The organism is Roseicella frigidaeris (assembly GCF_003258945.1).
In the GTDB taxonomy this organism is placed as follows: domain Bacteria; phylum Pseudomonadota; class Alphaproteobacteria; order Acetobacterales; family Acetobacteraceae; genus Paracraurococcus; species Paracraurococcus frigidaeris.
The window spans coordinates 1-23,108 of record NZ_QLIX01000040.1; the positions used below are offsets into that span (position 1 = coordinate 1).

Genomic DNA, 23,108 nt, shown 5'->3' on the forward strand with positions numbered 1-23,108 from the left:
CGTTGTCGGCTTTCTCCATGAAGGCGCCGGCGTGAAGCTGGCGCACCAAGGCTTCGTTGAGCTGGCTGCCGGCGAAGTCAAAGCCGGTGAGGTCCTTGTAGGGGTCAGGACACGAAAGTGCGCTGAGTGTCCGCTATCCGGAACGAACCATGAACTCGCTCGGAAGGCTTGAATAGCCCTCGCGGTGGGATCCGACTGTGCAATCAGGAAGTTACCGATTCCCAATCCGGCGAACTGCACCGCCCAACTCGCGCTGCCCATCATGCCCCGGCCATTGAACCAGAGAGGGACCCGCCGCAGGCATGACCCGACTCGACCAGTTAAGCTGCAGCAAGGTGCCCGAGGTCGCCCTGACCTTCTGGGTGATCAAGATCCTGGCGACGACGCTCGGCGAGACCGGGGGCGACGCCTTCACGATGACGCTCCTTCACGCCGATCAGGATGCCCATAACGGCGGCTACCTCATCGGCACCGCACTGTTCTTCGCCATCCTGGTGTCGCTCGTCATTTGGCAGATCGCGGCCAAACGGTTTCACCTCTCCCTCTACTGGGCGACGATCGTTGCTTCGACTACGGCCGGCACGACGATGGCCGATTTTGCCGACCGCTCGCTCGGCATCGGCTATGTCGGCGGATCATCGCTGCTGCTGCTTTGCGTGCTGCTCTCGCTCGCCGCCTGGTACTGGTGGGAGGGGACGGTCTCGGTGGAAACCGTCAACACGCCGCGGGTGGAGGCTTTCTACTGGATGACGATCACCTTCTCACAAACCCTTGGTACTGCGCTCGGCGACTGGATGGCAGATTCGACCGGGCTCGGCTACGAGGGCGGCGCCCTCGTTTTCCTTGCCCTGCTGGCCCTGGTCGCGGCGGCCTACTACCGGACCAACCTGTCGCACACGCTGCTGTTCTGGGCTGCCTTCATCCTAACGCGGCCGCTCGGAGCCACCCTCGGCGACCTGCTCGACAAGCCCATTACGCACGGCGGCTTGGCACTGAGCCGCATCAGCGCATCGCTGGTCATTGCCGGCATTATGGTCGTCCTGATCCTGGTCCTGCCGCAGCGCGCCGGCCGCCATCCCGGCGAATACGCGGCACCGAGTTGAGGCGGCCGCGGGAGTAGAGGCTTTCCATGCAGGCAGGCGTCACCGGCACGCTGGCGCAGGCTATCGTCGGCGTCCTCTCGGCCGCCGGTTACGTCGGGCTGGCCGGGCTGATGGCGGCGGAATCCGCATGCCTGCCACTGCCCTCCGAGGTGATCCTGCCCTTCGCCGGTTACCTGGTCTCGCAAGGACAGATGAATCTCTGGCTGGTAGCGACGGTCGGGGCGCTCGGCTGCAATCTTGGCTCGGCTGTAGCCTATGCTGTGGGCCGTTACGGTGGCCGGCACGCGGTGGAGCGCTGGGGCAAGTACGTGTTGCTGACCCACAAGGATCTCGAGCGTGCCGACGGCTTCTTCCAGCGCTTCGGCAGCGCCGCCGTGCTGATCGCGCGCATGCTGCCCGTGATCCGCACCTTCATCGCGCTGCCGGCTGGCATCGCCGGCATGCCGCAGCTGCGCTTCCACATCTACACCTTCATTGGCTCCTGGCCCTGGTGCCTCCTGCTCGCCTATGTCGGCTTGGTGCTGGGCGACCAGTGGGGCTCGTCCCCCGGGCTGAACCAGGCCTTCCACTATTTCGATTACGCCATCTCCGCCTTCGCCGTGCTGGCCGTGGTCCGCTTCGTTCGGAAGCGCTGGCATCGCTGCAACCATGGCTCGTGACCATGCCCACCCGCGTCCCCGAATCGCCGACGTACTCCTGAAACTGCTCTTGTGGCAGCGCGCCGCCGGTGTACAGATCCCCACAGATGCCGACAGGCGCCGGTAACCGGCCCGCTCCCATCCTGGCACCCATTCCGCCCCATGACGGGGCGGAATGGGCGGGTATCGAGATGATGGCGAAGACGAAGTCCTGGATGGTGCACGCGGCACTTGCGAGCGCGATGGTGGTCGGCGGCGCCGCAGCGCTGGCCGCTCCGCCGAACGCGACCGAGCGCCAGGAGATCACCGCGCTGCAAAGTGCGTCCATTTCGCCCACTGCGGCCGTCGAGGCGGCCGAGAGCCACACGAACGGCAGGGCGCTGGTGTTCGGCTTTGAGGTGAACCGGAACACCAATGCCTACGAGGTGACGGTGCAGACCCCGACCGGGCTGCGGCTGGTGCAGGTCAATCCCTCGACCGGCGCCGTTGCCGGCAGCAAGGTGGTGAACGCCAGCGCTCTCGCCGAGGATGGGCTGCCCGCTTCGGCGCTCCGGCACGCCTCCGCCGCACCAGGCTCCCTGGCCGCCGCCGTCGCCGCGGCCGAGCAGGCGGCGGGTGGCCGGGCGCTGGAGGCGAACTACAGCCTCCGCAACGGCCAGTGGGTCGTGGCCGTGGACGTGCCCATGGACGGCAAGATCCACAGTTTCCGTGTCAATCCCGCCGACGGTACTGTCCGCCAGGCCGCACGGACGGAGCAGGAAAAGCCCGAGGGGCACGAACCAGGCGAATCCCGGTGACGCCCCATCCAGCACCTGGCCGGGATGCCGCAGAGGACCGGGTGGCCCGGCAGCGGCCTCGCGGTGCCGCGGCAAGGGTCAGGCCCTATATCGGTACGGCAGGGTGAATGCGAGGAAGGCGGTGCGCATCCTGGTCATTGAGGACGATCCCGAGACGCTCGACTTTGTGTCTGACGGCTTGGCCGAACTGGGTCATGCGGTGGACCGCAGCGGCAACGGCCGAGAGGGCCTGTTCCGGGCTGCAGACGGCGACGCTTACGACCTGCTGATCGTGGACCGCCTGCTGCCCGGGGTGGACGGTCTCGCCCTGGTGACGGCGCTGCGCGCGGCGAAGGTCGCCACGCCCGTGCTGTTCCTGACCACCATGGGCGGGGTCACCGATCGGGTCGCCGGGCTGAAGGCCGGAGGCGACGACTACCTGGTCAAGCCCTTCGCCTTCGCGGAACTGGCCGCCCGGGTCGAGGCGCTCGGGCGCAGGCCGCGCGGCGGGGTGACGGAGGAGCGGGTGCTGCGGGTCGCCGATCTCGAGCTCGACCGCCTGTCCCGTGTGGTTCGCCGCGCCGGGCGTGACATCGAGCTGCAGGCGCGGGAGTTTCAGTTATTGGAGTACCTGATGCTCCACGCCGGGCAGGTGGTGACGCGGACCATGCTGCTCGAGGGCGTCTGGGACCTGCACTTCGACCCCGGCACCAACGTCGTTGAGAGCCATGTCAGTCGCCTTCGCGGCAAGGTGGATAAGGGCTTCAGCTCCGAACTGATCCACACCGTGCGCGGCGCCGGGTACATGATCCGTGCGTCTGCCTAGGCTGTTCCGGACCACAGCCTTTCGCCTGACCGGGCTTTTCGCGGTGCTACTCCTGCTGTGCATTGCGGTGCTGTTTGCAACGATTCACTGGTATGCGGTGGGAACGCTGCAGGCCGAGCTGCGCGGCACGGTGGCCGCACGGCTCGAGGCGATCCTGGCGGATGAGGACGCGGCGAACAGCGCCGGCCTGGCCAGGAGCGTGACCGAGACGATCGCCGAGAACCCCGGCGCCTACGGCCTGTTGCTCGACGCCGCCGGGCGGCGGCTCGCCGGCAATCTGCCGCCGGCGCGGCTGGAGGGAACGGGCTGGGTCACGCTGCGGCTGCCCGGGCCGGAGGATGATCGCGGCGATTCCCACCCGATCCTGACCCAGGCCATCCGGTTGCCCGACGGCGGCACTCTGCTGATCGGCCAGGACGCCTTCACGGCGGAGGAACTGGACGAGCTCATCCTCCGTGCCTTCGCCCTTGGCGGGGCGCTGACGCTCGCCCTCGCGCTGGCGGGCGGCTTCCTGGTGAGCCGGAGCGTCCTGCGGCGGATCGCTGGGATTGGGCAGGCCGGGCAAGCCATCATGCGCGGCGACCTGGCGCGCCGCCTGCCGACCCGCGGCACCGACGACGAGCTCGACCAGTTGGTCGAGGGCTTCAACGCGCTGCTGGACCGCATCGGCGCCCTGATGGAGGCCATGCGGCAGGTCACCAACGACATCGCGCACGACCTCCGCACGCCGCTGTCGCGGCTGCGCAACCGGCTCGGCGAGGTGCGGCGGCGGCCCCGCGGTGCCGCGGAATACGAGGCGGCCATCGACCGGTCGATCACCGACAGTGACGCCATCCTGGACACCTTCGCGGCGCTGTTGCGCATCGCCCAGATCGAGTCCATCGCGGACGAGGCGAGACTCGCACCGGTGCACGCGCCGACACTCGTTGCCACCGTGGTGGAGCTCTACCAGCCGCTCGCCGAGGATCGGGGCCAGGCATTGAGCGGCGAAGCGGAGGACTTCCGATTCCGCGGGGACCGCGAGTTGCTGATCCAGATGCTGGGAAACCTGGTCGACAATGCCTGTCGCCACACCGGGCCCGGGACCCGGATCCGGGTCGGGGGGCAGGTGCGCGGCGAGCTCGTCCTGCTCTGGGTGCAGGACGACGGTCCCGGTATCCCGGCCGCCGAGCGCGACCGGGTGTTCCGGCGATTCTACCGGCTGGAGGCCAGCCGCACGACGCCGGGCAGCGGGCTCGGCCTGAGTCTCGTCGAGGCCATCGCCGGGCGGCACGGAGGCAGCGTAAGCCTCCAGGATGCCGCGCCCGGGTTGCGGGTCGAAGTGCTGCTGCCGGTTGGGTGAGCGCGGGAGGCTTTCAGCCAAAGGCGGGGTGGGCGCCCCGCACACTCGCATGCCGGCCGCTCGGAACTTCGGAGGGCGCTTCCGATTGGGAATTCCCAAGGTTCAGTCCACGTCGAGCCAACCCCGGCCCGGGTAGTCCACCTCCCTCTCGAGCTCATGGGGGGATTGGTGGCGACCGGACGACGCACCGTGTTGGCGACGATGCTGAACAAGGTTCCGGAGGTCACGCTTGCCTTCTGGATCATTAAAATCTTGTCGACAACCGTGGGCGAGACCGGCGCCGACTACCTCGCGGTGCATGTGGGGCTCGGCACCCTTGTCACCGACGTGATCACACTGACGCTGCTGCTCCTCTCCCTCAGCGCGCAATTCGCCGCACGCGAATACATCCCCTGGCGCTACTGGCTCGCGGTGGTGCTGATCAGCGTCGTCGGCACGCAGATCACTGACTTCCTGACCGACGAGCTCGAGGTCAGCCTCTATGTGAGCACCGCCGCCTTCGCGGTCTGCTTGGCCGGCGTCTTCGCCATCTGGTACTCGATCGAACGGACGCTCTCGATCCATTCGATCGACACGACCCGGCGCGAAGCGTTCTATTGGCTTGCGATCCTGTTCACCTTCGCACTCGGCACGGCGGCAGGTGACCTTGCCACCGAAGCGCTCAGCATGGGTTTCACGATAGGCGTGCTGGCGTTCGGCGCGCTGATCGCAGCCACCTACGTCGCGTACCGGCTCGGCGCCGGCGAGGTACTGACCTTCTGGATCGCCTACATCCTGACGCGCCCGCTCGGCGCGTCGCTTGGCGACCTGCTGTCGCAATCGCAGAATTACGGCGGGCTGGGGCTCGGGACGATCGTGACCAGTATCGTCTTCCTCGCCGTGATCGTCGCCCTCGTGACCTGGGTCAGCGTCACGGGGTTCGACCGCCCGGCTCCGGCTGGGCCAGCCGAATGCGGCTGACCTGCCTACGGAAGGAGACCGCCTATGCGCACTGCCCGGTATCTTGTCGCCCTCGCGTTGCTTGGCGGCGCAGCCGCCACGCCCGTCCTGGCGGTCTCGTGGACCAGGCCGGCGCTTGCCGCGCAATCTCAGCTCGGCGACCTCTCCGCCTTCCGCGCGGTCGTCGTCGATACGAAAGCATTGGTCGACAAGGGCGACCTCGTCGGGGCAAGGACGCGTATCAAGGACCTGGAGGCCTCGTGGGATGACGCGGAAGCGGGGCTGAAGCCTCGGGCGCCCTCCGAGTGGCACCGCATCGACAAGGCCATTGATCGTGCCCTGGCCGCGTTGCGGGCGAGCACGCCGGACAGGGCCAACTGCGAGAGGACGCTGACCGAACTGCTCCAGATCATGGACCAGCCTGCAGCCTGACGGCGCCGCGCGATAGGAACGCGCCGGCCCGCCGCCCGTGGGCATCTGCATGCCGTAGCCGATATGGAACGGGGCGGGCACAATCGGAGCTGTCAGGGCTTGGCGCCCGGTTTCCCGGGCCCGGTCGTGTCTGCCTGCGCCGGGAGTGTCCGTTGCCGGTATGATGAGCGAAGTCCAAGCCGCAGGAGTCGGGCATGAGACTTGGGATGGTGGTCGTCGCGATCCTGTTCTGCACGTCCGGCAGCTTGGCCCAGGAGGGTGTGCGTCCCCCTTGCGGGGGCCCACCAGTGCCATCCTATGCCGCGCCGGGTCATCCGCCCCACATCCGCACCATGAAAGTCGATGGTTGGACGGCAGCGCCCTGCGTTGGGTGGACCTCCGGGCGCTCCACCCTGCTTGTCGCGGTGGTGGGGGCCTTCGAGCATGACGGCGGGGTCGAGGCGTTGCTGGCCGCATTCGGACGTATTTCCGCTCTGGTCGGAACGCGGTACTGGTCCGTCAGCGACCATCGCTGGCGCACGCTGGTGACCGACGCCGCCGCCCTCGATGGTCCCGACCCGGCCAGAAGGCGCCCCGACTTCACTCCCGGCGAGATGGGCGAGGGCGGCGCGCTTTACTTCGTGCAATCCGACAGCCGCTCTTCGGGGGAAGTCGTGTACCGGATGCGCGTGCTGGAAAAGCAGCCGGAACGGCTGGTCATCTCGGTCGACAACGTGACGCCGGTGCGCCTGTTCCTCCTGACGTTGTTCGCGCCAGGTGACCTGCAAACCACCTTCTTCCTTGAGCGGCTCCCGGAGCGTGGCACCTGGGGCTATTACGGCTTGTGGGGTCTGCGAACGAACGCATTCACCTCGGGGCACAAGGCGTCGTCGATCAATCGGGCCGTTGCAATGTTTCGCCATACCGCCGGGATCCCCACGGACCAAGAACCTCCGGCGGCTCAGCAATGAGGGCTGGCGCCGGGAGCGCCGCCCCGATCGAGCCGCCGTCCTCGCCCGGGATCAGCCCTTCCATGCCGCGAGGACGGCACCCGCGGCAATCAGCAGCACGCCGATCCAGTTCGCGGCCGAGAGCCGTTCGCCGAGGATGACCGCGCCGAACACCGCGACCAGCACGACGCTCAGCTTGTCGATGGGCGCGACGCGCGACGCATCGCCGAGCTTGAGGGCGCGGAAGTAGCACAGCCATGACGCCCCCGTGCCGAGGCCGGAGAGGAGCAGGAACAGCCAACTCCGTGCAGGCACCGAACCCGGCGGCTGCCATCCGCCCGTCACCGCCAGCAGGGCGCCGGAGGCCAGCACGACGACGATGGTGCGGACGAAGGTGGCGAAGTCCGACCCCACGCCCTCGACCCCAATCTTGGCGAAGATGGCGGTAAGCGCTGCAAAGGCCGCCGAGAGGCAAGCCCAGAGTTGCCAGGACGACAGCGGATTGCCGATCATCTCATCTTCTCTGTAAGCGTTCGGCCTCCCCCGCCTTCCACTGTGGCTGACCTGCGCGGAGGGTGGCGATCTTAACGTCGTGCGTAAGGACGGCTGTAAGGTCATGGCTGGTGAGGCGGCGGTCGAGATCATTACCGGGCGCGAGCGGCGTCGGCGCTGGAGTGTGGCCGACAAACTCCGCATTCTGGCCGAGTGCGACGAGCCAGGCGCGCAGGTCTCGGCCGTGGCAGCGCGGCATGGGATCTACCGCAGCCTGGTGTTCCAATGGCGGCGGCAGGCGCGCGAGGGCCTGCTGGTGGCCGAGCCGATGCCGAGCTTCGTGCCGGTGCGGCTGGAGCCACCCGCACCGCCATTGCCCCGCGAGGCCTCGCCCGAGGCGGCATCGGCACCAACGGCGGCGCCCGCGCGACGGGCATCACCTGCGCCGCGCTCTCCTGGCGTCATCGAGATCGAGCTGCCGGATGGCGTGCGGCTGCGCGTCGGCGAGGAGGTCGGTGCGACCGCGCTGCGGCGCGTGCTGGCGGCGCTGCGCGGGTGATCTCGGGGCCGCCGCCAGGGGTGCGCGTCTGGCTGGCCGCGGGCGCGACCGACATGCGCCGCGGCTTCGACGGGCTGGCGCGGCAGGTGCAGGAGGCGCTGGGGCAGGACCTGTTCAGCGGGCAGATGTTCGTCTTTCGTGGCCGCCGCGGCGACCTGGTCAAGGTGCTGTGGTGGGACGGCCAGGGCCTGGTGCTCTACGCCAAGCGCCTCGAACGTGGCAGGTTTGTCTGGCCGCAGGCCAAGGACGGCGTCGTCTCGCTGACGCCTGCACAGCTCTCGATGCTCTTGGAGGGCATCGACTGGCGCATGCCCGCGCGCACCTGGCGGCCGGAGATGGCGGGGTAGTCCGCCCTCGCGGCGGATTCATTCGGCCCGACGCGGCGCGATGCGCGACCATGCAGCCGTGGAACTCGATCCCGCATCCCTGCCTGGCGACGTCGACGCGCTGCGCGCGATCGTGCTGGCGCAGCACGCCGAGATCACCGGCCAACGCGAGCTCATTGCCCGCCTCCGCCTGCAACTCGCCCGGCTGCGGCGGATGCAGTTCGGCCGCTCCTCCGAGCGCCTCGCCGGCGAGGCGGACCAACTCGAGCTGGCGCTGGAGGAGTTGGAGGCGGATGCGCCCGCCCCGGCGGTGGCCGACAACCCGCTGGCTGGCGAGGGCAGGATGGGCCGTCCCGAGCGGCGCAAGCCCGCCCGCCGTCCGCTGCCCGACCACCTGCCGCGCGAGACGGTCGAGCACGGGGCCGATGCCTGCGCCTGCCCGGCCTGCGGCGGCGCCCTGCGGCGCCTCGGCGAGGATGTGACGGAGGTGCTCGACTATGTGCCGGGCCGGTTCCGCGTCATCCGCCACGTCCGGCCCCGCTGGTCCTGCCGGGCCTGCGAGACCATCACCCAGGCGCCGCCGCCCTCCCTGCCGATCGCCCGCGGCCGGGCCACCGCGGGTCTGCTCGCCCATGTGCTGGTGGCGAAATACGCCGACCACTTGCCGCTCTACCGCCAGAGCGACATTTACGCCCGCGCGGGCGTCACGCTGGAACGCTCGACGCTGGCCGACTGGGTTGGGGGTGCGGCGGCGCTGCTGCAGCCTCTGGTGGAGGCTCTCGGCCGCCACGTCATGGCCGGGGCCGTGCTGCACGCCGACGACACACCCGTGCCGGTGCTGGCGCCAGGAACCGGCAAGACCAGGACCGGCAGGCTCTGGGCCTACCTCCGCGACGAACGCCCGCACCGGAGCCGGATCCCGCCCGCCGTGCTCTACCGCTACAGCCCCGACCGCAAGGCCGAGCACCCGAAGGCGCACCTGCGCGACTTCCGGGGCGTGCTGCAGGCCGACGGCTATGGCGGGTTCGAGGGCCTGTATGAAGGCGGGCAGGTCGTCGAGGCCGCCTGCTGGGCGCATGTCCGGCGCCCGTTCTACGACCTGCACCTGACCGGCCAGGCGCCGCTGGCCACCGAGGTGCTCCGGCGCATCCGCCTGCTTTACGCCGTCGAGGAGCGGATCCGCGGCCAGCCGCCCGCGCGTCGGGCCAGGATCCGCAAGGCCAGGGCCGGGCCAGTGCTGGCGGAACTGCACGCCTGGTTCACCGCCACCCTCGGCCGGATCTCAGCTCGGAGCGATCTTGCGGGGGCAATCCGCTATGCCCTTGCCCGCTGGGAGGCGCTGACGCGCTACGTCAGCGACGGCAGGCTCGAGCCGGACAACAACCCCGTCGAACGCGCCATCCGCCCGCTGACCTTGGGCAGGAAAAACTGGCTGTTCGCAGGCTCCGATGCAGGCGGGCACCGCGCCGCGGCGATCGCATCCCTCGTCGCCACCGCTCGTCTCAACAGCCTCGACCCAGAGGCCTATCTCCGCACCGTTCTGGAGCGCATCGCCGATCACCCGGTCAACCGCGTCGCCGAACTCCTGCCCTGGAACCTCAAGCCGACCAGCACTGCGCACGCTGCCTGACCGTGCTCCGCACCGTCACCGGACGCTTACTGAAGCACCTCTTCGCCGACGCGGGCTACGACCGCACGACGTTGATGGACAAGGCCGCCTTCCTTGACTTCGTCGTCGAGATTGTCCGGCGCTCCGATCCAAAGGGCTTCCACGTCCTGCCGCGCCGCTGGGTGGTAGAGCGCACCTTCGGCTGGATGATCCGTTGGCGCCGTCTTGTGCGGGACTACGAGAGGCGCCTCGACGTGTCCGAAGCCATGATCCACGTCAGCATGGGCGCCCTCCTACTCCGTCGCGTCGCCCACCGCTGATTCTCAAACAGGCTCTAAGCTCGAGTTTGGCCATTTGCGGGGGCTGAAGCGGCGGAGCGAGTGACTGGCTAAGCTGGGGCGTCCCGGCCAAAGGACAGCCACCNCTTCTCTCCACGCAAGCAGGTCAGCGACGGCGTGCCGCCCCGAGCGGCGGAACGGCATCCCTCGCCGGAGGGCTTCATGCCGGGTCAAGCCCTCGAGCAAGACGGTTGCTTATGCTCCGCTCACTATGCCTCGGTTCGCTCGGGCAGGTTCCGTTCGACCCGGCCGCAGCGTTGTAACCAGCGCATGGCCAGCCAGCAGGCTAGCGCCCAGGCCGCACCGACAGCCCAGCCGGCCAGGACGTCGCTCGGCCAGTGCACCGCAAGGTACACGCGGGTGGCGCCGACCAGCAGGGCTAGGAACGTGGCCGAGGTCATGACGTAGATCTTCAGGCTGCGACAGGTCTGCAGGCGGGCAAGCAGGGTGCCGAGAGTGAGATAGACGACGGCGGACATCGCCGCGTGACTGCTGGGGAAGCTGGAGGTGAAGACGACGGTGCCGTGCGGCACGAGGTCGGGCCGCGGCCGTTCGAACCCGTGCTTGAGCGCCTCGGTCAGCAACCATCCGCCCCCGATGCTCATGGCCACCAGCAGCGCCGCCCCCCGCCGCCGAGCGAAAAGGAGGAAGCCAGCCACGGCCACCGTGACGAGAGAGAGAACGCCGACGCTGCCGAGAGCAGTGAAGTCCCGGGCCATTTCCTCGAACCAGAGGGGGCCGATGGGATCAGACGGGTCTGAAGAGTTACGGAGCAGCAGAAGCAGGCGGGTATCGAAGGCACGGGTGTCCCCCTCCACCACCTCGCCCGCTAGCCAGACGAAGCCCCAGAGGGTGCCAGCCAGCATGGCAAAGGGCAGCACGATCCGAAGCTCTGGCCAGCGCCGCCGCGGAGGCTCGGGCTGCCGGTTCGGTCGGCCCGCAGGTCGCCCTTCGTCGCGCCGAGACGCTTCGTCGGCCGGTGAGGGTGCGAACGGCGCCATAATTTCTGCCTTTCGTGGCGAGCGCGGGCTCTGGACCGGAAGGCCCACTTGAACCCCAACGCCCTACCTGCTTGAGCGGCATAGCCTAATGACCCGGACGATGCATGCCGGGCACGACGGCCCCGTTACTCCGTCCGTGGCTGATCCGATGCCGCTTTTCGTGGGCCGCGGAGCGCCTCGTAGAGTGCGGTCTTGCCCACCCTGAGCCGGACCGCCGCGTCGCGAACGCTCAGGCCCTTGGCGATGAGAGCGCGTGCCCGCCGGAGCTTCTCCTCCGTCACGGCTGGCCGGCGCCCGCCGGTGCGCCCCCGCGCCGCCGCGGCGGCAAGGCCGGCGCGGGTGCGCTCGCGGATGAGGTCGCGCTCGAACTGCCCGAGGGCGGCGAACAGGTGGAACACCAGGCGACCGCCGGGGGTGGTGGTGTCGATCGCCTCGGTGAGCGAGCGGAACCCCACCCCGCGCCGCTCCAGCGCCGCCACGGTCTCGATGAGGTGCGGCAGGTTACGACCGAGCCGGTCCAGCTTCCAGGTGACCAGCACGTCGCCCTCGCGCACATAGTCGAGGGCGGCGCGCAGCCCGGGCCGGTCGGTGCGGGCGCCGGAGGCGCGATCCTCAAACACCTTGGCGCAGCCCACCGCGGCCAGCGTGTCGAGCTGCAGCGCGGGGTCCTGGTCCGCCGTGCTAACCCGGACGTAACCGACTGCTGCCATCGCTGCACCTGTCCGGATTGCCGTCCGGAATGGAGCATGTCCGCTTTCCCGTCCCCGCGCCAGGGTTGCCGGACATCCCGGGGCTGGCCGGCTGGGGTTCGTTTGTCGGACAGCCGCCCGTAACGTGCCGGCCCTTCACGGGAGGCTCGGATGGCGAGGCGGCGATTGCTGGGTGATGCGTTCTGGGCAGGGGTGTTCGCGCTGCCGACCGAGGAATTGGAGGTGGTGCGGCACTGCACCCTCACCCCCGACGACCTCGCCCTCGTCGCGGCCAAGCGCAGCCCGCACGGCCGGCTCGCCTACGCGCTCCTGCTCCTCACCCTCCGGCACCCCGGCCGCGCGCTGGAGGCCGCCGAGGTGCCACCGGCACTCATGACCGCCTACGTGGCCCGGCAGGTCGACGCCGATCCGACGGCGCTGGAGGTCCACCGTCTCCGTCCGCAGAGCCGGCGCGAGTATCTGGCCGAGCTGATGCGGCAGGGCGGGTTCCGGAGCTTCGGCCGCACCGAGGCGCGTGCGATCGTCGCTTGGCTGACCGCCATCGCCGGCTCGCGCCGCACACCGGCGGAACTCGCCACGACGCTGATCGAGGAGCTCCGCCGTCGGCGCATCCTGCTGCCCACGCCCGGGGTGCTGGAGGGGCTGATCCACGAGGCGCGCGCCCGGGCCGAGCGGGTCGCGCACCGCGCCCTGACGGACGGGCTCGACGTGGCGCGGCTTGCCGAGCTGGACGGGCTGATAGCGGCCGCGCCCGGCGGCAGCCCGTCGCGCCTGGCATGGCTGCGCGGCGCCTCCGTCTCGCCCGCGGCGGCCAACCTGCACGGCCTGGTCGAGCGCCTGCGCGCAGTCCGAGCGCTCGGCATCGAGCGGAGCCGGGAGGCCGCGGTGCCGCCGATCGCCTTCGACGCCCTCGCCGGGGAGGGCCTGCGCATGACGGCGCAGCACCTGCGCGACCTGGCCCAGCCGCGGCGGGGCGCGACCCTCGCCGCCGCCGTCCTGCGGCTCGAGGCGGAGCTGACCGACGCCGCCCTGCTGATGTTCGACAAGCTCATGGGCACCCTGTCGCGCCGCGCCGAGCAGGGCGCCACGGAGGGTGCCGCCGGCGCGCTGCGGGACGCGCAGGCCCACCTCCGCCTGCTCGCCCGTGCCGGCCGGGCCGTGATCGCCGCCCGCGAGGGCGGGACGGATGCGGCGGACGCCGTCGAGCAGGCAGTGGGCTGGGCGCCGTTCCTGCGCGCCGTGGCCGAGGCGGAGGACCTCGCCCGGCCGGAGGCGATCGACATGCGTGCCGAACTGGTCGGCCGCTGGCCGACGATGCGGCGCTTCGCCCCGGCGCTGCTGGAGACATTCGACTTCGAGGGCGCGACCGGCACCGCAGGCCTGCGCAAGGCATTGGCGGTGCTGCGCGAGATGGACGCCGCCGGCCGGCGCACCCTGCCGGACGATGCGCCAACGGGCTTCATCCGGCGTGCTTGGCGGCCCTTCGTGATCGGCGGCGCCGGCAAGCCGGACCGCCGGGCCTGGGAGGTCTGCGTCCTCTCTGAACTCCGCGACCGGCTCCGCGCCGGCGACGTCTGGGTGCGCGGCAGCCGGCGCTACCGCAACTTCGAGGATCTCCTCCTGCCGCGGCCGACCTTCGCAGCGCTGCGCGCGGAGGGGCCGCTGGCGGTTGGCGTGGCCGAGGACATCGAGGCTCACCTCGCATCGCGACAGGAAGCCTTGGAAGCCGCCATGGCCGAGGTCGCGGCACTCGCCGGGGCCGGTCGGCTGCCCGACGCCACGCTCGACGAGGACGGGCTGCACATCACGCCGATCCGGGCGGAGGCGCCGCCCGAGGTCAAACGGTTCGCGGCCGATGCCTACGCCCTCCTCCCGCGGATCCGCATCACCGACCTGCTGCTGGAGGTGGACGGCTGGACCGGCCTCTCCGAGTGCTTCACCCACGCGCGCAGCGGCAGGCCCGCACCCGACCGCGCTGCGCTGCTGACCGCGGTGCTGGCCGACGGCATCAATCTCGGCCTCACGCGCATGGCGGAATCCTGCCGCGGTCCGGCGCTCCGCCAGCTTGCCTGGACCCACGACTGGCACGTCCGCGAGGAATGCTACGCGGCGGCCCTCGCCCGCCTGATCGAGGCGCACCGCGCCTTGCCGCTCGCCGCGGCCTGGGGCGACGGCACCACCTCCAGCTCGGACGGGCAGTTCTTCCGCGCCGGCGGCCGCGGCGAGGCAGTCGGCGACGTCAACGCCAGGCACGGCAACGAGCCCGGCGTCGCCTTCTACACCCACGTCTCCGACCAGTTCGGGCCGTTCCACACGAAGGTCATCGCCGCGACCGCCTCCGAGGCGCCGCACGTGCTCGACGGCCTGCTGCGCAACGGCACAGGCCTGCGCTTCGCCGAGCACTACACCGACACCGGCGGCGCGACCGACCAGGTCTTCGGCCTCTTCGCGCTGCTCGGCATCCGCTTCGCGCCGCGCCTGCGCGATCTCAAAGACCGCCGGCTCTACACCTTCCGTAACCGTCGTCCTGACCTCACCTTGCGAAACGCCCCCCTGATGATGCCGTGTCGGATGTCGGCATGCGGCGGAGGTGGCGTTGGAGATGGAGGCGGAGGCGGTCGAGACCGGTCATAGGACTGGTCGTAGGACTGCTCGCAAGGCGCGGCCCGACGAGGTAGTCGAGGTTGTCACGCGCAGCGAGGGACGGCGGAGTTGGTCGGCGGACCAAAAGTGTCGGATCGTCGTGGAGGCGATGCAGCCCGGTGTGACGCCGACCGAGGTGATCCGGCGCTGGGGCCTTACCTCGAGCCTATTCTATACGTGGCGGCGGCAGGTGATGAGCGGCGAGCTCGGCGCGGTGCCGATGCCGCTGCCCGCTTTCGCGCAGGTCGCCATGGCAGAGGATGTGGCGATGCCGCCGCCGTCCGCCCTGGATACCCCAGCACGATCGCCGGCACGCATGGAGGTGGTGCTGCCCTGCGGGACGCTGCTGCGGCTCGACGAGGATGTCGGGGCTGAGGCGCTGCGCCGGGTCTTGGCGGTGCTGCGCGGCCGATGATCGGTCCCCCGCCGGGCGCCCGCGTCCTTCTCGCCTGCGGCGTCACTGACATGCGGCGCGGCATGGACAGCTTGGCTGCGCTGGTCCAGCAATCGCTCGGCGCCGATCCGTTCGACGGCTCGCTCTACGCCTTCCGCGGACGCAAGGGGCGGCTGGTGAAATGTCTCTGGCACGACGGGGTCGGCCTGTGCCTGCTGACCAAGCGCATCGAGCAGGGTGCCTTCCCCTGGCCCACGACGCCGAATGGCAAGGTGGTGCTGTCGCCGGCTCAGATGTCCTTGCTGCTCGAGGGCCTCGAGTGGCGCCGGGTGCAGCCGGCCTGGCGGCCTACGGCGGTGTGATCGCGCAACACGCTGCTTTCGCTTGGTGCGACGCGCGGGCGTCGGCGACGATTCTGCCGTGCCCGACACTCCGCCCCCTGTTGTGGTGGAACTGCGCACCGCGCTTGCCGCGGCGGAGGCGCGCATCGCGCAGCTCGAGCAGATCATCCACGACCTGCGACGGGCACGGTTCGGCCCGAGCATCGAGCGCGTCGATCCGGGCCAGCTCGCGCTGGCCCTCGGCGCGGCTCCGCCACCTCCGCCGGCGAATGGCAATGACACCCCGGTGCCGGAGCGCAAGCCTGCCGCCGAACGTCGGCGCAACCGTGGCGCGCTGCCGGTGCATCTGGAGCGCATCGAGGAGGTGATCGACATCGCCGACCGCGCCTGCCCCTGCTGTCGGGGCGAGATGCACCGGTTCGGCGAGGACCGGGCCGAGCGGCTGGACGTCGTACCCGCCCAGTTGCGGGTCCGCGTCACCGTCCGGCCGCGCTATGCCTGCCGGCGCTGCGCCGAGGGTGTGCACCAGGCGCCAGCACCGGCACGGATCGTCGCCGGCGGCCTGCCGACCGAGGCGCTGCTGGCGCATGTTCTGGTCTCGAAGTACGCCGACGGCCTGCCGCTCTACCGCCAGTGCCAGATCCTCGCCCGCGGCGGCATCCATCTCGACCGCGCGACGCTCTGCGACTGGGTGCGCCAGGCCTGCTGGTGGCTCCGGCCGCTGCACGAGTTGGTCCTTGCCCATGTCGTCGGCCATGCGCGGGTGTTCGCCGACGACACGCCGCTGCCCACCCTGGCGCCAGGCAGGGGACGGATGCGTGACGGGCGGATCTGGGCCTATGCCGCCGATGACCGAGCCTCGGGCGGCACCGGGCCGCCGGCGGTCGCCTACGTCTACGCCCTGGACCGCAAGGGCATCCGGCCAGCTCGGCATCTCGCCGCCTTCCGGGGCACGCTGCAGGTGGACGGCTATGGCGGGTTCCGCGCGCTGGCGGAGCGCAGGAACGACGGCGCGGTCGCGCTCGCGTTCTGCTGGGCGCATCTGCGCCGGCGCTTCCACAAGATCCACGCCCACACCGCCTCGCCAATCGCGGCCGAGGCCCTGCTGCGCATCGGCGCGCTCTACGCCGTCGAGCGCGAGGTTCGTGGCCGACCCGCCGAGGAACGCCAGGCCGTCCGCCAGGAGCAGAGCGCGCCGCTCGTGCGCGATCTCCGCCTATGGCTCGATGCGCAGCTCGGCCGCGTCAGCCAGGGCTCGGCGCTTGCCGCGGCTATCCGCTACGGCCTGCGGCACTGGGAGGGCCTCTGCCGGTTCCTGGACGACGGCACGCTCGAACTCGACACCAACAGCGTGGAGCGGGAGATCCGGCCCGTCGTCGTCACGCGCAAAGCGGCGCTGTTCGCCGGCAGCGAGGGCGGCGGCGAGAACTGGGCCATCGCCACGACGCTGATCCGCACCGCCATCCTCAGCGGCGTCAACCCGCAGGCCTGGCTGACCGACGTGCTGGAGCGGATGGTCCGCGGCGAGGTCCGCTCGACGGAGCTCGCCTCGCTGCTGCCCTGGGCCTGGCGCCAGCCCGGCACCGCCGCCGCGGCGTAGGGCTATCGCGTCGGCAGCGCCGCCGGCATCTCCTCCGCCTCGCTCGTGTCGGCGTGCACCGCGCCGTGGATGATCCGCGTCGTGACCTCCTGCAAGTGGGCGGCGAGCGCCCGATCCAGTTCCACGAACTCGGGCCAGAGCACCGTGTCGTTGAACCCACGCGGCACCCGCAGCATCACCGTCGTGCGCTTCTGCCGCGGGTAGCGGAAGGGCTTGAGGCCGTAGCGCCGGCACAGCGCCACGAAGAGCTGCCGCGACCAGGCGTCCGGCATGGAGAACTGCAGCTCGACCGGCGGATCCCGCCGCGCCTGCTCCGCCAGCCGCGCCTTGACCCGCTCCAGCGCCGCGCCCGCCGCCTCACGCTCGCCGACCGTCCCCGCACCGGCCATCAGCACCTCGATCTTGCGCAGCCGCGCCAGCAGATCGTCCTCGACCGCCATGCCCACCCCGCCACGTCGGAGCGACCAGGCTACCGCGCCAGCAGGCGCCGCAAAAACCCGCCGCGAAGCAGGTCAGCAGACGCTCCCCGTGGGGCCGCGACGACGGTTACGAAGTCGCCGGACATGTAGTTGGAGCCGTGGTCGTGGCGGAGGGAGAGACCCTTGGCCGCGTTCTTTTCGATGCCGCCGAAGTGTCGCAAGACGCCCTGGCGGACTGGCTCGAGTGCCTCGAAGCGGTTGCCGGAGCGGGCGGCATGGTTGCCGACGCACTCGCCGGAGCAGTGGTCGACGGCAACGAACACCCGGGCCCGCCCCTCGCGCAGGGTGATGGTCTCGGTCATATCTGTCCCCCACATCACATCCACCGCCGTGGTGGTGATGGTGCCGTCATGGGCGCGCTGCTCGGGACGGCCGATGCGGTGTGGCGCCAACAGGCCGTGCTGGCCCATCAGGCGCCGGACCCGCCGGGCCGAGGTGCGGATGCCGCCATGGCGCAGCCGGGCCCAGATCTTGCGGTAGCCCTCGCCGTGCAGGCGCGAGCCGAGGACCTGGGCGCGGATGTGCTCGAGCAATACGGTATCGGAGCAGACGCCGACCGGGCCCCGGCGCACCGAGCCAGCCGATCCCATAGCATCGGCCGCCATGCGATGGCGGTAGACCGTGGCGCGGGAGAGGTGCCAGACCCGGGTGACCCGGGCCAGGCCGTAGGCGCGGCCCGTGGCCGACGAGATGGCCCGGCTCACCGCCTCGGCCTCCGGCGGCCCAAAGGGCGGCCGCCCTCCAGGGCCGCAATCTTCTGCTCCAGCAGCTCGTTGGCCATGGTGACCTCGCCGAGCTTGGCCTTGAGACGGAGCACCTCCTCGTCGCGGCTGTCGCGCTCGCGCTCCTTCATCGCCGCCTCTGCCGCGACCAGGGCGCGGTCGCGCCACTCGCTCAGACGGGCGACGGTGACGTTGAGCTCGCGGGCCACGGTCTCCAGCGGCTCACCGCGCAGCAGGCGGGTGACGGCGGCCAGCTTGCGCCGGGCGGAATTGCGACGCTCCGGCCCGGCACCGCCCGTGGGGGCCCCGGCGTCAACGTTCTGGGCGCCCGCCGGCGCCCCCACGGGCTTGTCGCTGTGGTTCTGGTCCATCGGTCTGACCTCCGGTTGCGGTGACCTCTACCGCAGCCGGCTGTCTCATCGAACCGTGCCGCACCCCAACGCGGCACCACGCCCGTGGCGCGACAAGATCAGCGCACGGCGTCGATCTACATCTCCGGCGCCATCTGCGGTGGATCGAGATCGTTGGCCTGATCGCCTTTCAACATCCCGGGAAACGCCCTGCCCATGTGTTTGCAGCGACCGAAAAGGCCCCGGAAGCGGGGTAGCGTTCCAATGCCTCATGGTACCACCACGGTCCTACCAATAGCGCCGAACGGCACTATTGGTGGTACCAGCATGGGCCCACTGCAGTGCCAAGCAGAACGGCCTTTCGGCCGTCTATAGGGTCTCCGAGCGACCCGTTTTTCTCTTCAGAGACTCACGCTTCTGTCACGTTTCCGGCCGCCTATTTCTGTTCACGGTACCCAGGTAGTTTCCGTTCTCGCCGGTATGTTTCGGGTGCGACGGGGTCGGATTGCTTCGCGCAAGGAATATCGCGTAAACGCGATAACCTTGCCAGGGGCTCCGCCCCGTGGACCCCGCAGGCGCCCAGCGCCTGAAGAAACAGGACCACGCGGCCATGGAAAAGGTGCTCGACACCCGCCACGCCCCCGGAAATGCCCCCAGCGTTCCCATGCCTTCATCGCGCGTTCCGATGCCTGCCCCTGCAGGCACGGAGTTCGTCCGGAAGCGCGGTCGGCCCCGCCGCACCGCCGATGCGGATCTGCGTTCTGTGGTAGTTGGGTGCCGCCTGGATCCGGAGACCGCCGAGGTGTTTGCCGCCCGCGCCGCCCTGCATGGGATGGAGAGGGCGACCCTGCTCACGCAGCTGGTCACCGAGGAGATGGCTCGCCCGGCACCCAAGCGCCGCGTGACCCCGCAGCCCACTGTCCAAGTGACTGCGTTGGCCGAGGCTCTCATTAAGGTCGACACCACCCGAGATGATTTGCGGATGGTCCATGGCACGCTGCGCCAGTACCTAGCCCCGCTCCGCGAGACCGGCAGGGAGGACGTGATCCCCGCCATGCTCGCCGCTCTCGACCGGGTTGATGCCCTGGTCCTCGAAGTCGAGGGGCTGATGAAGCGCACCGAAACCCTGATTGCCGTGGCCGAAGGCCGCCGGGATGTCGTTCCTTAGCATCGGGGGCGTTTTCCCGCGGGCCAAGCCCGCGGTCGATGCCCTCGCCGACCACCTCAGCAAGGATCTGGATGCCGGCAAGCGTCAGGTTGTGACGCTGCTCCCCGGTGGGGTGAGCGGTGACACGCTCCACGCCAAGCTGCGCCGCCTTGCTGCGATGGCTGCTGGTATCAAGAGCAAGGCCCCCCTGCTGCACACGATCGTCTCGCCATCCCTGGAGGATGCCCCGCTCGAGGCTCAGGAGGTGTTCCTGGATCGTGTTGCAGAGTCGAATGGCACCCAGAACCAGCCACGGATGCGGGTACGGCACGACCTGATCGACAGCCGGGGTAAGCGCGGCATCCACCTGCACGAGATCAGCCTCCGCCGGACCGACGCCGGCAAGGTCGCGAATATCGGCAACAATTTCCTCATCATGGAGCGCATTGCGGTTGAGGTCGCTCGTGATTTCGGCCTGTCCTGCCCGGCGATTGCTCACCCCGATAAGGTCCATGACTGGCTGGTGGCGAACGGCCGGACTGAGGCCGCGGATTGGCTGCTAGCGAACTTCCCGCGCCTCCCCGATCCGCCTGGTGCCGAGCCGACCCGCTTCGGCCCGCGCCGGAAGGCCAAGATCAACCGCCCTCAGCGCCAGCAGCAGATTCGCACCGGCATCCAGCTCGCCGACGTCGAGCGTGACGTCCTGGCCGCCTGGCAGGCATCGGACAGCGCCGAGGCATTCTCAGCCGCGCTGCTCGATCGTGGCCTCTGGCTCGGCCAGGGTGGCAAGACGGTGCAGCTGCTGGACCGCACGGGCGCCACTCACGACCTCGCCCGGACCCTCGGCGCAGTGTCCAAGGCGTCCGACCTGCCGCGCATCAGCGCTCCCGACGTCCGGGCCAAGATCGCCGGCCTACGTCTGAGCTCCGTCAACGAGGTACGTGCCCTCATCCGCTCCCTGTCGGATGCCCCGCAGGCCCCCAAGGCCGAGGTCGAGGTTGAGTTTGATCTGTCGGACATCGAGCCCGAGGCGATCATTGAGGCCGCCGAGGTCCAGGCTGCCCCGACCGAGGTTCCGCAGCCTGAGCAACCCACGGCGCCGGTGGCACCAGCCCGGTCGCGCCTCCAGGCGCCGCCGCCGGTCAGCCGCGATGCTCGCAACGTCCTCGACGAAATCATGCGCGATTGGCCGGGGCGGAAGGTCGAGCCGCCGGCCGCTCCTGCGCCCGCTCCGGAGCCGAAGCCAGAGGTACGCAACAGGTGGTCGGGGATGCCAAGCGACGATGAGCTCGCCGAGATCCAGAAGCGTGAGCCGAAGCCGGCCGCCTCGCCCTCGGCGTCGGCGCCGGTTCAGTCGGAGAAGCGGCGCCTGCCGCCGCGGGTGCTGGCGCAACTGGAGGCCGTACGACGCAATCCGTACGCTGGCCCACAAGATTTCACGACGGCATTTCAGATCGCGGCGAGCGGCGGCGACCCGGTCATGCTGGCATGGATGCGGGAGCAGGCCCGCCTTGCTCAGATCGAGCTAGAGCGGTCGCGGCGCCGGGTGCGGGAGGAAATTGAGAGGGAGCGCCTTGCCGCGGCGCGTGCTGAGGCCGCGCGTGCCGGCCAGGGCAGGGCGCCAATGTCGTCGGTCGGTGACAAGCTCCGGCAGCAGCGCCGCCGGCACTCAGAGCAGATCCATGTGTCTGCAACCGTACAAAGGACAACTGTGACCGCGACCTCTGTTACGGTCGAGGAGCTCACCGTAACGGCCGCCGTTTGGCGTCAATTGGCAGAGTCGCGGCGCGGTCTCGTGGCTCGTGCGCTGGATTGGATTGCCGACGGTGCCGCGACGGTTGCTCAGGACATGCGAAACCACGCCGAGTACAGCAAGCGAGTGGCCGCCGAGGATGCCGCCGAGGAAAGCCGCTTCGACATGTGAGGCGGGATAGGGGTTAAGAAGACAGGGCCATCTGGCCCCTCTCGGCACCCTGGGCGCTAATCGCCACCCCGTGATCCGACTATCCCTTGAAGTTCCGGAGGATGTTCCGTAACTTTCTATGGAACTTTGAAGGGGATTTTGTCGATGCTCGAAGTCAGCTCGGCCGAGGTCTCGAAGAGCTTCGGTGTCTACCGGGAGAAGGCCGAGGGCTCCCGCGGCGCCGCGCCGGAGCCGGTGCGGGTGCTGCACTACAACAAGCCCGCGGTGGTCATCGTGCAGGCAGACGAGTACGAGCGCCTGAAGCGGCGGGACAAGATGAGCTTGGCCATTGAGGAACTGCCCGAGGACCTGATTGACCAGATCGCCTCGTCCACCATGGACCCCCGCTTCGATTTTCTGAACGCGAAGTGACGCCTGGGACGTGCCGCTACCAACGCTGACGCTGGGCCTGGTGGTCCGCTACGAATACCTCTGGAAGCGGCGCGAGCAGGAAGGGGCGCACACCGCAGACAAGGACCACCCCGCCTGCGTGGTCGCCACCTTCAAGCGGGAGGGGCGTCCCGAGGACTATGTGATGTACCTGCCGATCTCTCACTCGCCGCCGAACGAGGAGGAGATCGGGCTGGAGCTGCCCGACGACGTGAAGAGGAAGGCGGGGCTGGATAGCGCCCAGCAGTGGATTCTGCTCAATGAGTGCAACATCGACTCTTGGCCGATGGACCTGCGCCCGCTGCCCAGGCAGCCCGGTACCTTCCACTACGGCCACCTGCCGCCGGACTTCTTCATCATCGTCCGGGACCGCTTTGTCGAACTCTACCGCGATAAGAAGCTGAGCAGGGTCAATCGCGCCGGGCCCTGACGGCTACCCCGGGGGCGGCGCATCTTATCCCCCCGTCGCTTGCACCATTAGATTGAGCACGCGCCGGGTCCAGCCCAGGCAACGGAAGCGCCCGGCAGCCTGACCGGCCCCGGGCGCACCTCTATAAATACTTATATCACATTGCTGTTACTTCCGCAACCGTTATCTATATGCCCAACACCCCTAGTCAATCAGACGGCTGAATTATCTGCGTCCGAAGCCGCTGGAACAGCGTTACCGCCCCTACTTCCTGGCACCGTATCTGCGGAGGATAGGCGCGTTGGCTTTCACGGTAGATGAGGCACTCGGCGATGACCTGATTCACGTCATCGACCGACACGACGAGGCAGGAACTTTCACTTTCCGGCTGGGCGAACTGAAAACCCCCATCACGGTAGAGATTGGAAGGTTCCAGTCTTCCGAGCACACCAAGTTCTGGGTTAGCCACGCTATCCGGACGCCTTCTCAGGCAGATGCATACACACCCAGCATTTTCTATAAATCCAACTGGGGCGACGCCCTCCAGGAGGCCATCAGCAGCCTGACAATGTACTACTGTTGAATGCCAGTGAGAGCTGACCCGGGATTGCCATGAGGAATTGACCCGGGTTGTGGATGGAGGAGCGGGG

Annotated in this window: 26 protein-coding genes and 2 pseudogenes; 21 read left to right on the forward strand and 7 right to left on the reverse strand. The window is 69.5% G+C overall.

Annotated elements, in window-relative coordinates; genetic code table 11:
- Nucleotides 1-100 (reverse strand): annotated as a pseudogene (locus DOO78_RS25215) (ATP-binding protein); the annotation flags it as partial.
- 202 nt (nt 101-302) lie between these two features.
- On the opposite strand from DOO78_RS25215, the gene DOO78_RS25220 reads away from it, so the two are divergent.
- From DOO78_RS25220 to DOO78_RS25255, 8 genes are all read left to right on the forward strand, one after another.
- Nucleotides 303-1,103, forward strand: coding sequence for a COG4705 family protein (locus DOO78_RS25220; protein ID WP_111472660.1), 801 nt, complete (start codon nt 303-305; stop codon nt 1,101-1,103).
- A gap of 26 nt (nt 1,104-1,129) precedes the next feature.
- Nucleotides 1,130-1,762: a DedA family protein gene (locus DOO78_RS25225; protein ID WP_111472661.1), complete on the forward strand. Its 633-nt coding sequence runs from the start codon at nt 1,130-1,132 to the stop codon at nt 1,760-1,762.
- Nucleotides 1,763-1,932: 170 nt separating this feature from the next.
- Nucleotides 1,933-2,538: a PepSY domain-containing protein gene (locus DOO78_RS25230; protein WP_165839080.1), complete on the forward strand. Its 606-nt coding sequence runs from the start codon at nt 1,933-1,935 to the stop codon at nt 2,536-2,538.
- Between the two features lie 121 nt (nt 2,539-2,659).
- On the forward strand, nt 2,660-3,343 hold the full coding sequence (locus DOO78_RS25235; RefSeq protein ID WP_111472663.1) for a winged helix-turn-helix domain-containing protein: 684 nt from the start codon (nt 2,660-2,662) through the stop codon (nt 3,341-3,343).
- 43 nt (nt 3,344-3,386) lie between these two features.
- Complete coding sequence (locus tag DOO78_RS25240; protein WP_165839081.1) at nt 3,387-4,685, forward strand: sensor histidine kinase; 1,299 nt, start codon at nt 3,387-3,389, stop codon at nt 4,683-4,685.
- A 201-nt stretch (nt 4,686-4,886) separates the two neighbouring features.
- Nucleotides 4,887-5,645, forward strand: a complete 759-nt coding sequence (locus DOO78_RS25245) for a COG4705 family protein (protein WP_111472665.1) — start codon at nt 4,887-4,889, stop codon at nt 5,643-5,645.
- A gap of 24 nt (nt 5,646-5,669) precedes the next feature.
- Nucleotides 5,670-6,056, forward strand: coding sequence for a hypothetical protein (locus DOO78_RS25250; protein WP_111472666.1), 387 nt, complete (start codon nt 5,670-5,672; stop codon nt 6,054-6,056).
- A 332-nt stretch (nt 6,057-6,388) separates the two neighbouring features.
- Complete coding sequence (locus DOO78_RS25255; protein WP_165839082.1) at nt 6,389-7,006, forward strand: DUF6675 family protein; 618 nt, start codon at nt 6,389-6,391, stop codon at nt 7,004-7,006.
- Nucleotides 7,007-7,057: 51 nt separating this feature from the next.
- On the opposite strand, the gene DOO78_RS25260 is transcribed toward DOO78_RS25255, so the two are convergent.
- Nucleotides 7,058-7,498, reverse strand: a complete 441-nt coding sequence (locus DOO78_RS25260; RefSeq protein ID WP_111472668.1) for an EamA family transporter — start codon at nt 7,496-7,498, stop codon at nt 7,058-7,060.
- A gap of 103 nt (nt 7,499-7,601) precedes the next feature.
- Here DOO78_RS25260 and tnpA (DOO78_RS27940) point away from each other — a divergent pair, with 103 nt between their 5' ends.
- The 4 genes and pseudogenes from tnpA (DOO78_RS27940) to DOO78_RS25280 all read left to right on the forward strand — a co-directional run.
- Nucleotides 7,602-8,036, forward strand: a complete 435-nt coding sequence (gene tnpA, locus DOO78_RS27940) for an IS66-like element accessory protein TnpA (protein ID WP_111472669.1) — start codon at nt 7,602-7,604, stop codon at nt 8,034-8,036.
- A 20-nt stretch (nt 8,037-8,056) separates the two neighbouring features.
- Nucleotides 8,057-8,383, forward strand: a complete 327-nt coding sequence (gene tnpB, locus DOO78_RS27945) for an IS66 family insertion sequence element accessory protein TnpB (protein ID WP_408887590.1) — start codon at nt 8,057-8,059, stop codon at nt 8,381-8,383.
- Nucleotides 8,384-8,423: 40 nt separating this feature from the next.
- Nucleotides 8,424-9,992, forward strand: coding sequence for an IS66 family transposase (tnpC, locus tag DOO78_RS25275; RefSeq protein WP_111472671.1), 1,569 nt, complete (start codon nt 8,424-8,426; stop codon nt 9,990-9,992).
- Nucleotides 9,989-10,291, forward strand: a pseudogene (locus tag DOO78_RS25280) (transposase); the annotation flags it as partial. The gene tnpC (DOO78_RS25275) and the pseudogene DOO78_RS25280, both read left to right, overlap by 4 nt.
- 227 nt (nt 10,292-10,518) lie before the next feature.
- Here DOO78_RS25280 and DOO78_RS25285 read toward each other — a convergent pair.
- Both DOO78_RS25285 and DOO78_RS25290 read right to left on the reverse strand, forming a co-directional pair.
- Complete coding sequence (locus DOO78_RS25285) at nt 10,519-11,175, reverse strand: phosphatase PAP2 family protein (RefSeq protein WP_243634790.1); 657 nt, start codon at nt 11,173-11,175, stop codon at nt 10,519-10,521.
- Between the two features lie 260 nt (nt 11,176-11,435).
- A complete protein-coding gene (locus DOO78_RS25290; protein WP_111472673.1) occupies nt 11,436-12,020 on the reverse strand; it encodes a recombinase family protein in 585 nt (194 codons plus the stop codon).
- Between the two features lie 150 nt (nt 12,021-12,170).
- Between DOO78_RS25290 and DOO78_RS25295 the strand changes: the two genes are divergently transcribed.
- Genes DOO78_RS25295 through tnpC (DOO78_RS25310) form a run of 4 tightly spaced genes read left to right on the forward strand, consistent with a single transcriptional unit; the run spans nt 12,171 to nt 16,998 of the window.
- Nucleotides 12,171-14,654 carry a Tn3 family transposase gene (locus DOO78_RS25295; RefSeq protein WP_111472674.1) on the forward strand — a complete coding sequence of 828 codons (2,484 nt, stop codon included), beginning with the start codon at nt 12,171-12,173 and terminating at the stop codon, nt 14,652-14,654.
- Nucleotides 14,623-15,078: an IS66-like element accessory protein TnpA gene (tnpA, locus tag DOO78_RS25300; RefSeq protein ID WP_111472675.1), complete on the forward strand. Its 456-nt coding sequence runs from the start codon at nt 14,623-14,625 to the stop codon at nt 15,076-15,078. Before DOO78_RS25295 ends, tnpA (DOO78_RS25300) begins: the two co-directional genes overlap by 32 nt.
- Nucleotides 15,075-15,419 (forward strand): IS66 family insertion sequence element accessory protein TnpB, encoded by a 345-nt coding sequence (gene tnpB, locus DOO78_RS25305; protein ID WP_111472676.1) that lies wholly within the window; start codon nt 15,075-15,077, stop codon nt 15,417-15,419. The genes tnpA (DOO78_RS25300) and tnpB (DOO78_RS25305) overlap by 4 nt, the downstream gene beginning before the upstream one ends.
- A gap of 58 nt (nt 15,420-15,477) precedes the next feature.
- The gene (gene tnpC, locus DOO78_RS25310) at nt 15,478-16,998 is read left to right on the forward strand and encodes an IS66 family transposase (RefSeq protein WP_111472677.1); all 1,521 of its coding nucleotides are present in this window, start codon (nt 15,478-15,480) and stop codon (nt 16,996-16,998) included.
- A 2-nt stretch (nt 16,999-17,000) separates the two neighbouring features.
- On the opposite strand, the gene DOO78_RS25315 is transcribed toward tnpC (DOO78_RS25310), so the two are convergent.
- The 3 genes from DOO78_RS25315 to DOO78_RS25325 are packed head-to-tail and all read right to left on the reverse strand — an operon-like array spanning nt 17,001 to nt 18,570.
- A complete protein-coding gene (locus DOO78_RS25315; RefSeq protein ID WP_111472678.1) occupies nt 17,001-17,438 on the reverse strand; it encodes a hypothetical protein in 438 nt (145 codons plus the stop codon).
- A 29-nt stretch (nt 17,439-17,467) separates the two neighbouring features.
- On the reverse strand, nt 17,468-18,181 hold the full coding sequence (locus DOO78_RS25320; RefSeq protein WP_111472679.1) for an IS3 family transposase: 714 nt from the start codon (nt 18,179-18,181) through the stop codon (nt 17,468-17,470).
- Nucleotides 18,178-18,570, reverse strand: coding sequence for a helix-turn-helix domain-containing protein (locus DOO78_RS25325; protein WP_111472680.1), 393 nt, complete (start codon nt 18,568-18,570; stop codon nt 18,178-18,180). Before DOO78_RS25325 ends, DOO78_RS25320 begins: the two co-directional genes overlap by 4 nt.
- A gap of 589 nt (nt 18,571-19,159) precedes the next feature.
- Between DOO78_RS25325 and DOO78_RS25330 the strand changes: the two genes are divergently transcribed.
- The 5 genes from DOO78_RS25330 (at nt 19,160) to DOO78_RS25350 (ending at nt 23,041) form a co-directional block, all read left to right on the forward strand.
- Nucleotides 19,160-19,717, forward strand: a complete 558-nt coding sequence (locus tag DOO78_RS25330) for a hypothetical protein (protein ID WP_128080153.1) — start codon at nt 19,160-19,162, stop codon at nt 19,715-19,717.
- Nucleotides 19,704-21,620 carry a hypothetical protein gene (locus DOO78_RS25335; protein ID WP_111472682.1) on the forward strand — a complete coding sequence of 639 codons (1,917 nt, stop codon included), beginning with the start codon at nt 19,704-19,706 and terminating at the stop codon, nt 21,618-21,620. The genes DOO78_RS25330 and DOO78_RS25335 overlap by 14 nt, the downstream gene beginning before the upstream one ends.
- A gap of 144 nt (nt 21,621-21,764) precedes the next feature.
- Entirely contained in the window at nt 21,765-22,031 is a 267-nt protein-coding gene (locus DOO78_RS25340) for a type II toxin-antitoxin system Phd/YefM family antitoxin (protein ID WP_111472683.1), read from the forward strand.
- 10 nt (nt 22,032-22,041) lie between these two features.
- The gene (locus tag DOO78_RS25345) at nt 22,042-22,479 is read left to right on the forward strand and encodes a hypothetical protein (protein ID WP_111472684.1); all 438 of its coding nucleotides are present in this window, start codon (nt 22,042-22,044) and stop codon (nt 22,477-22,479) included.
- Nucleotides 22,480-22,759: 280 nt separating this feature from the next.
- Nucleotides 22,760-23,041: a hypothetical protein gene (locus tag DOO78_RS25350; protein ID WP_111472685.1), complete on the forward strand. Its 282-nt coding sequence runs from the start codon at nt 22,760-22,762 to the stop codon at nt 23,039-23,041.
- Nucleotides 23,042-23,108: the final 67 nt, after the last annotated feature.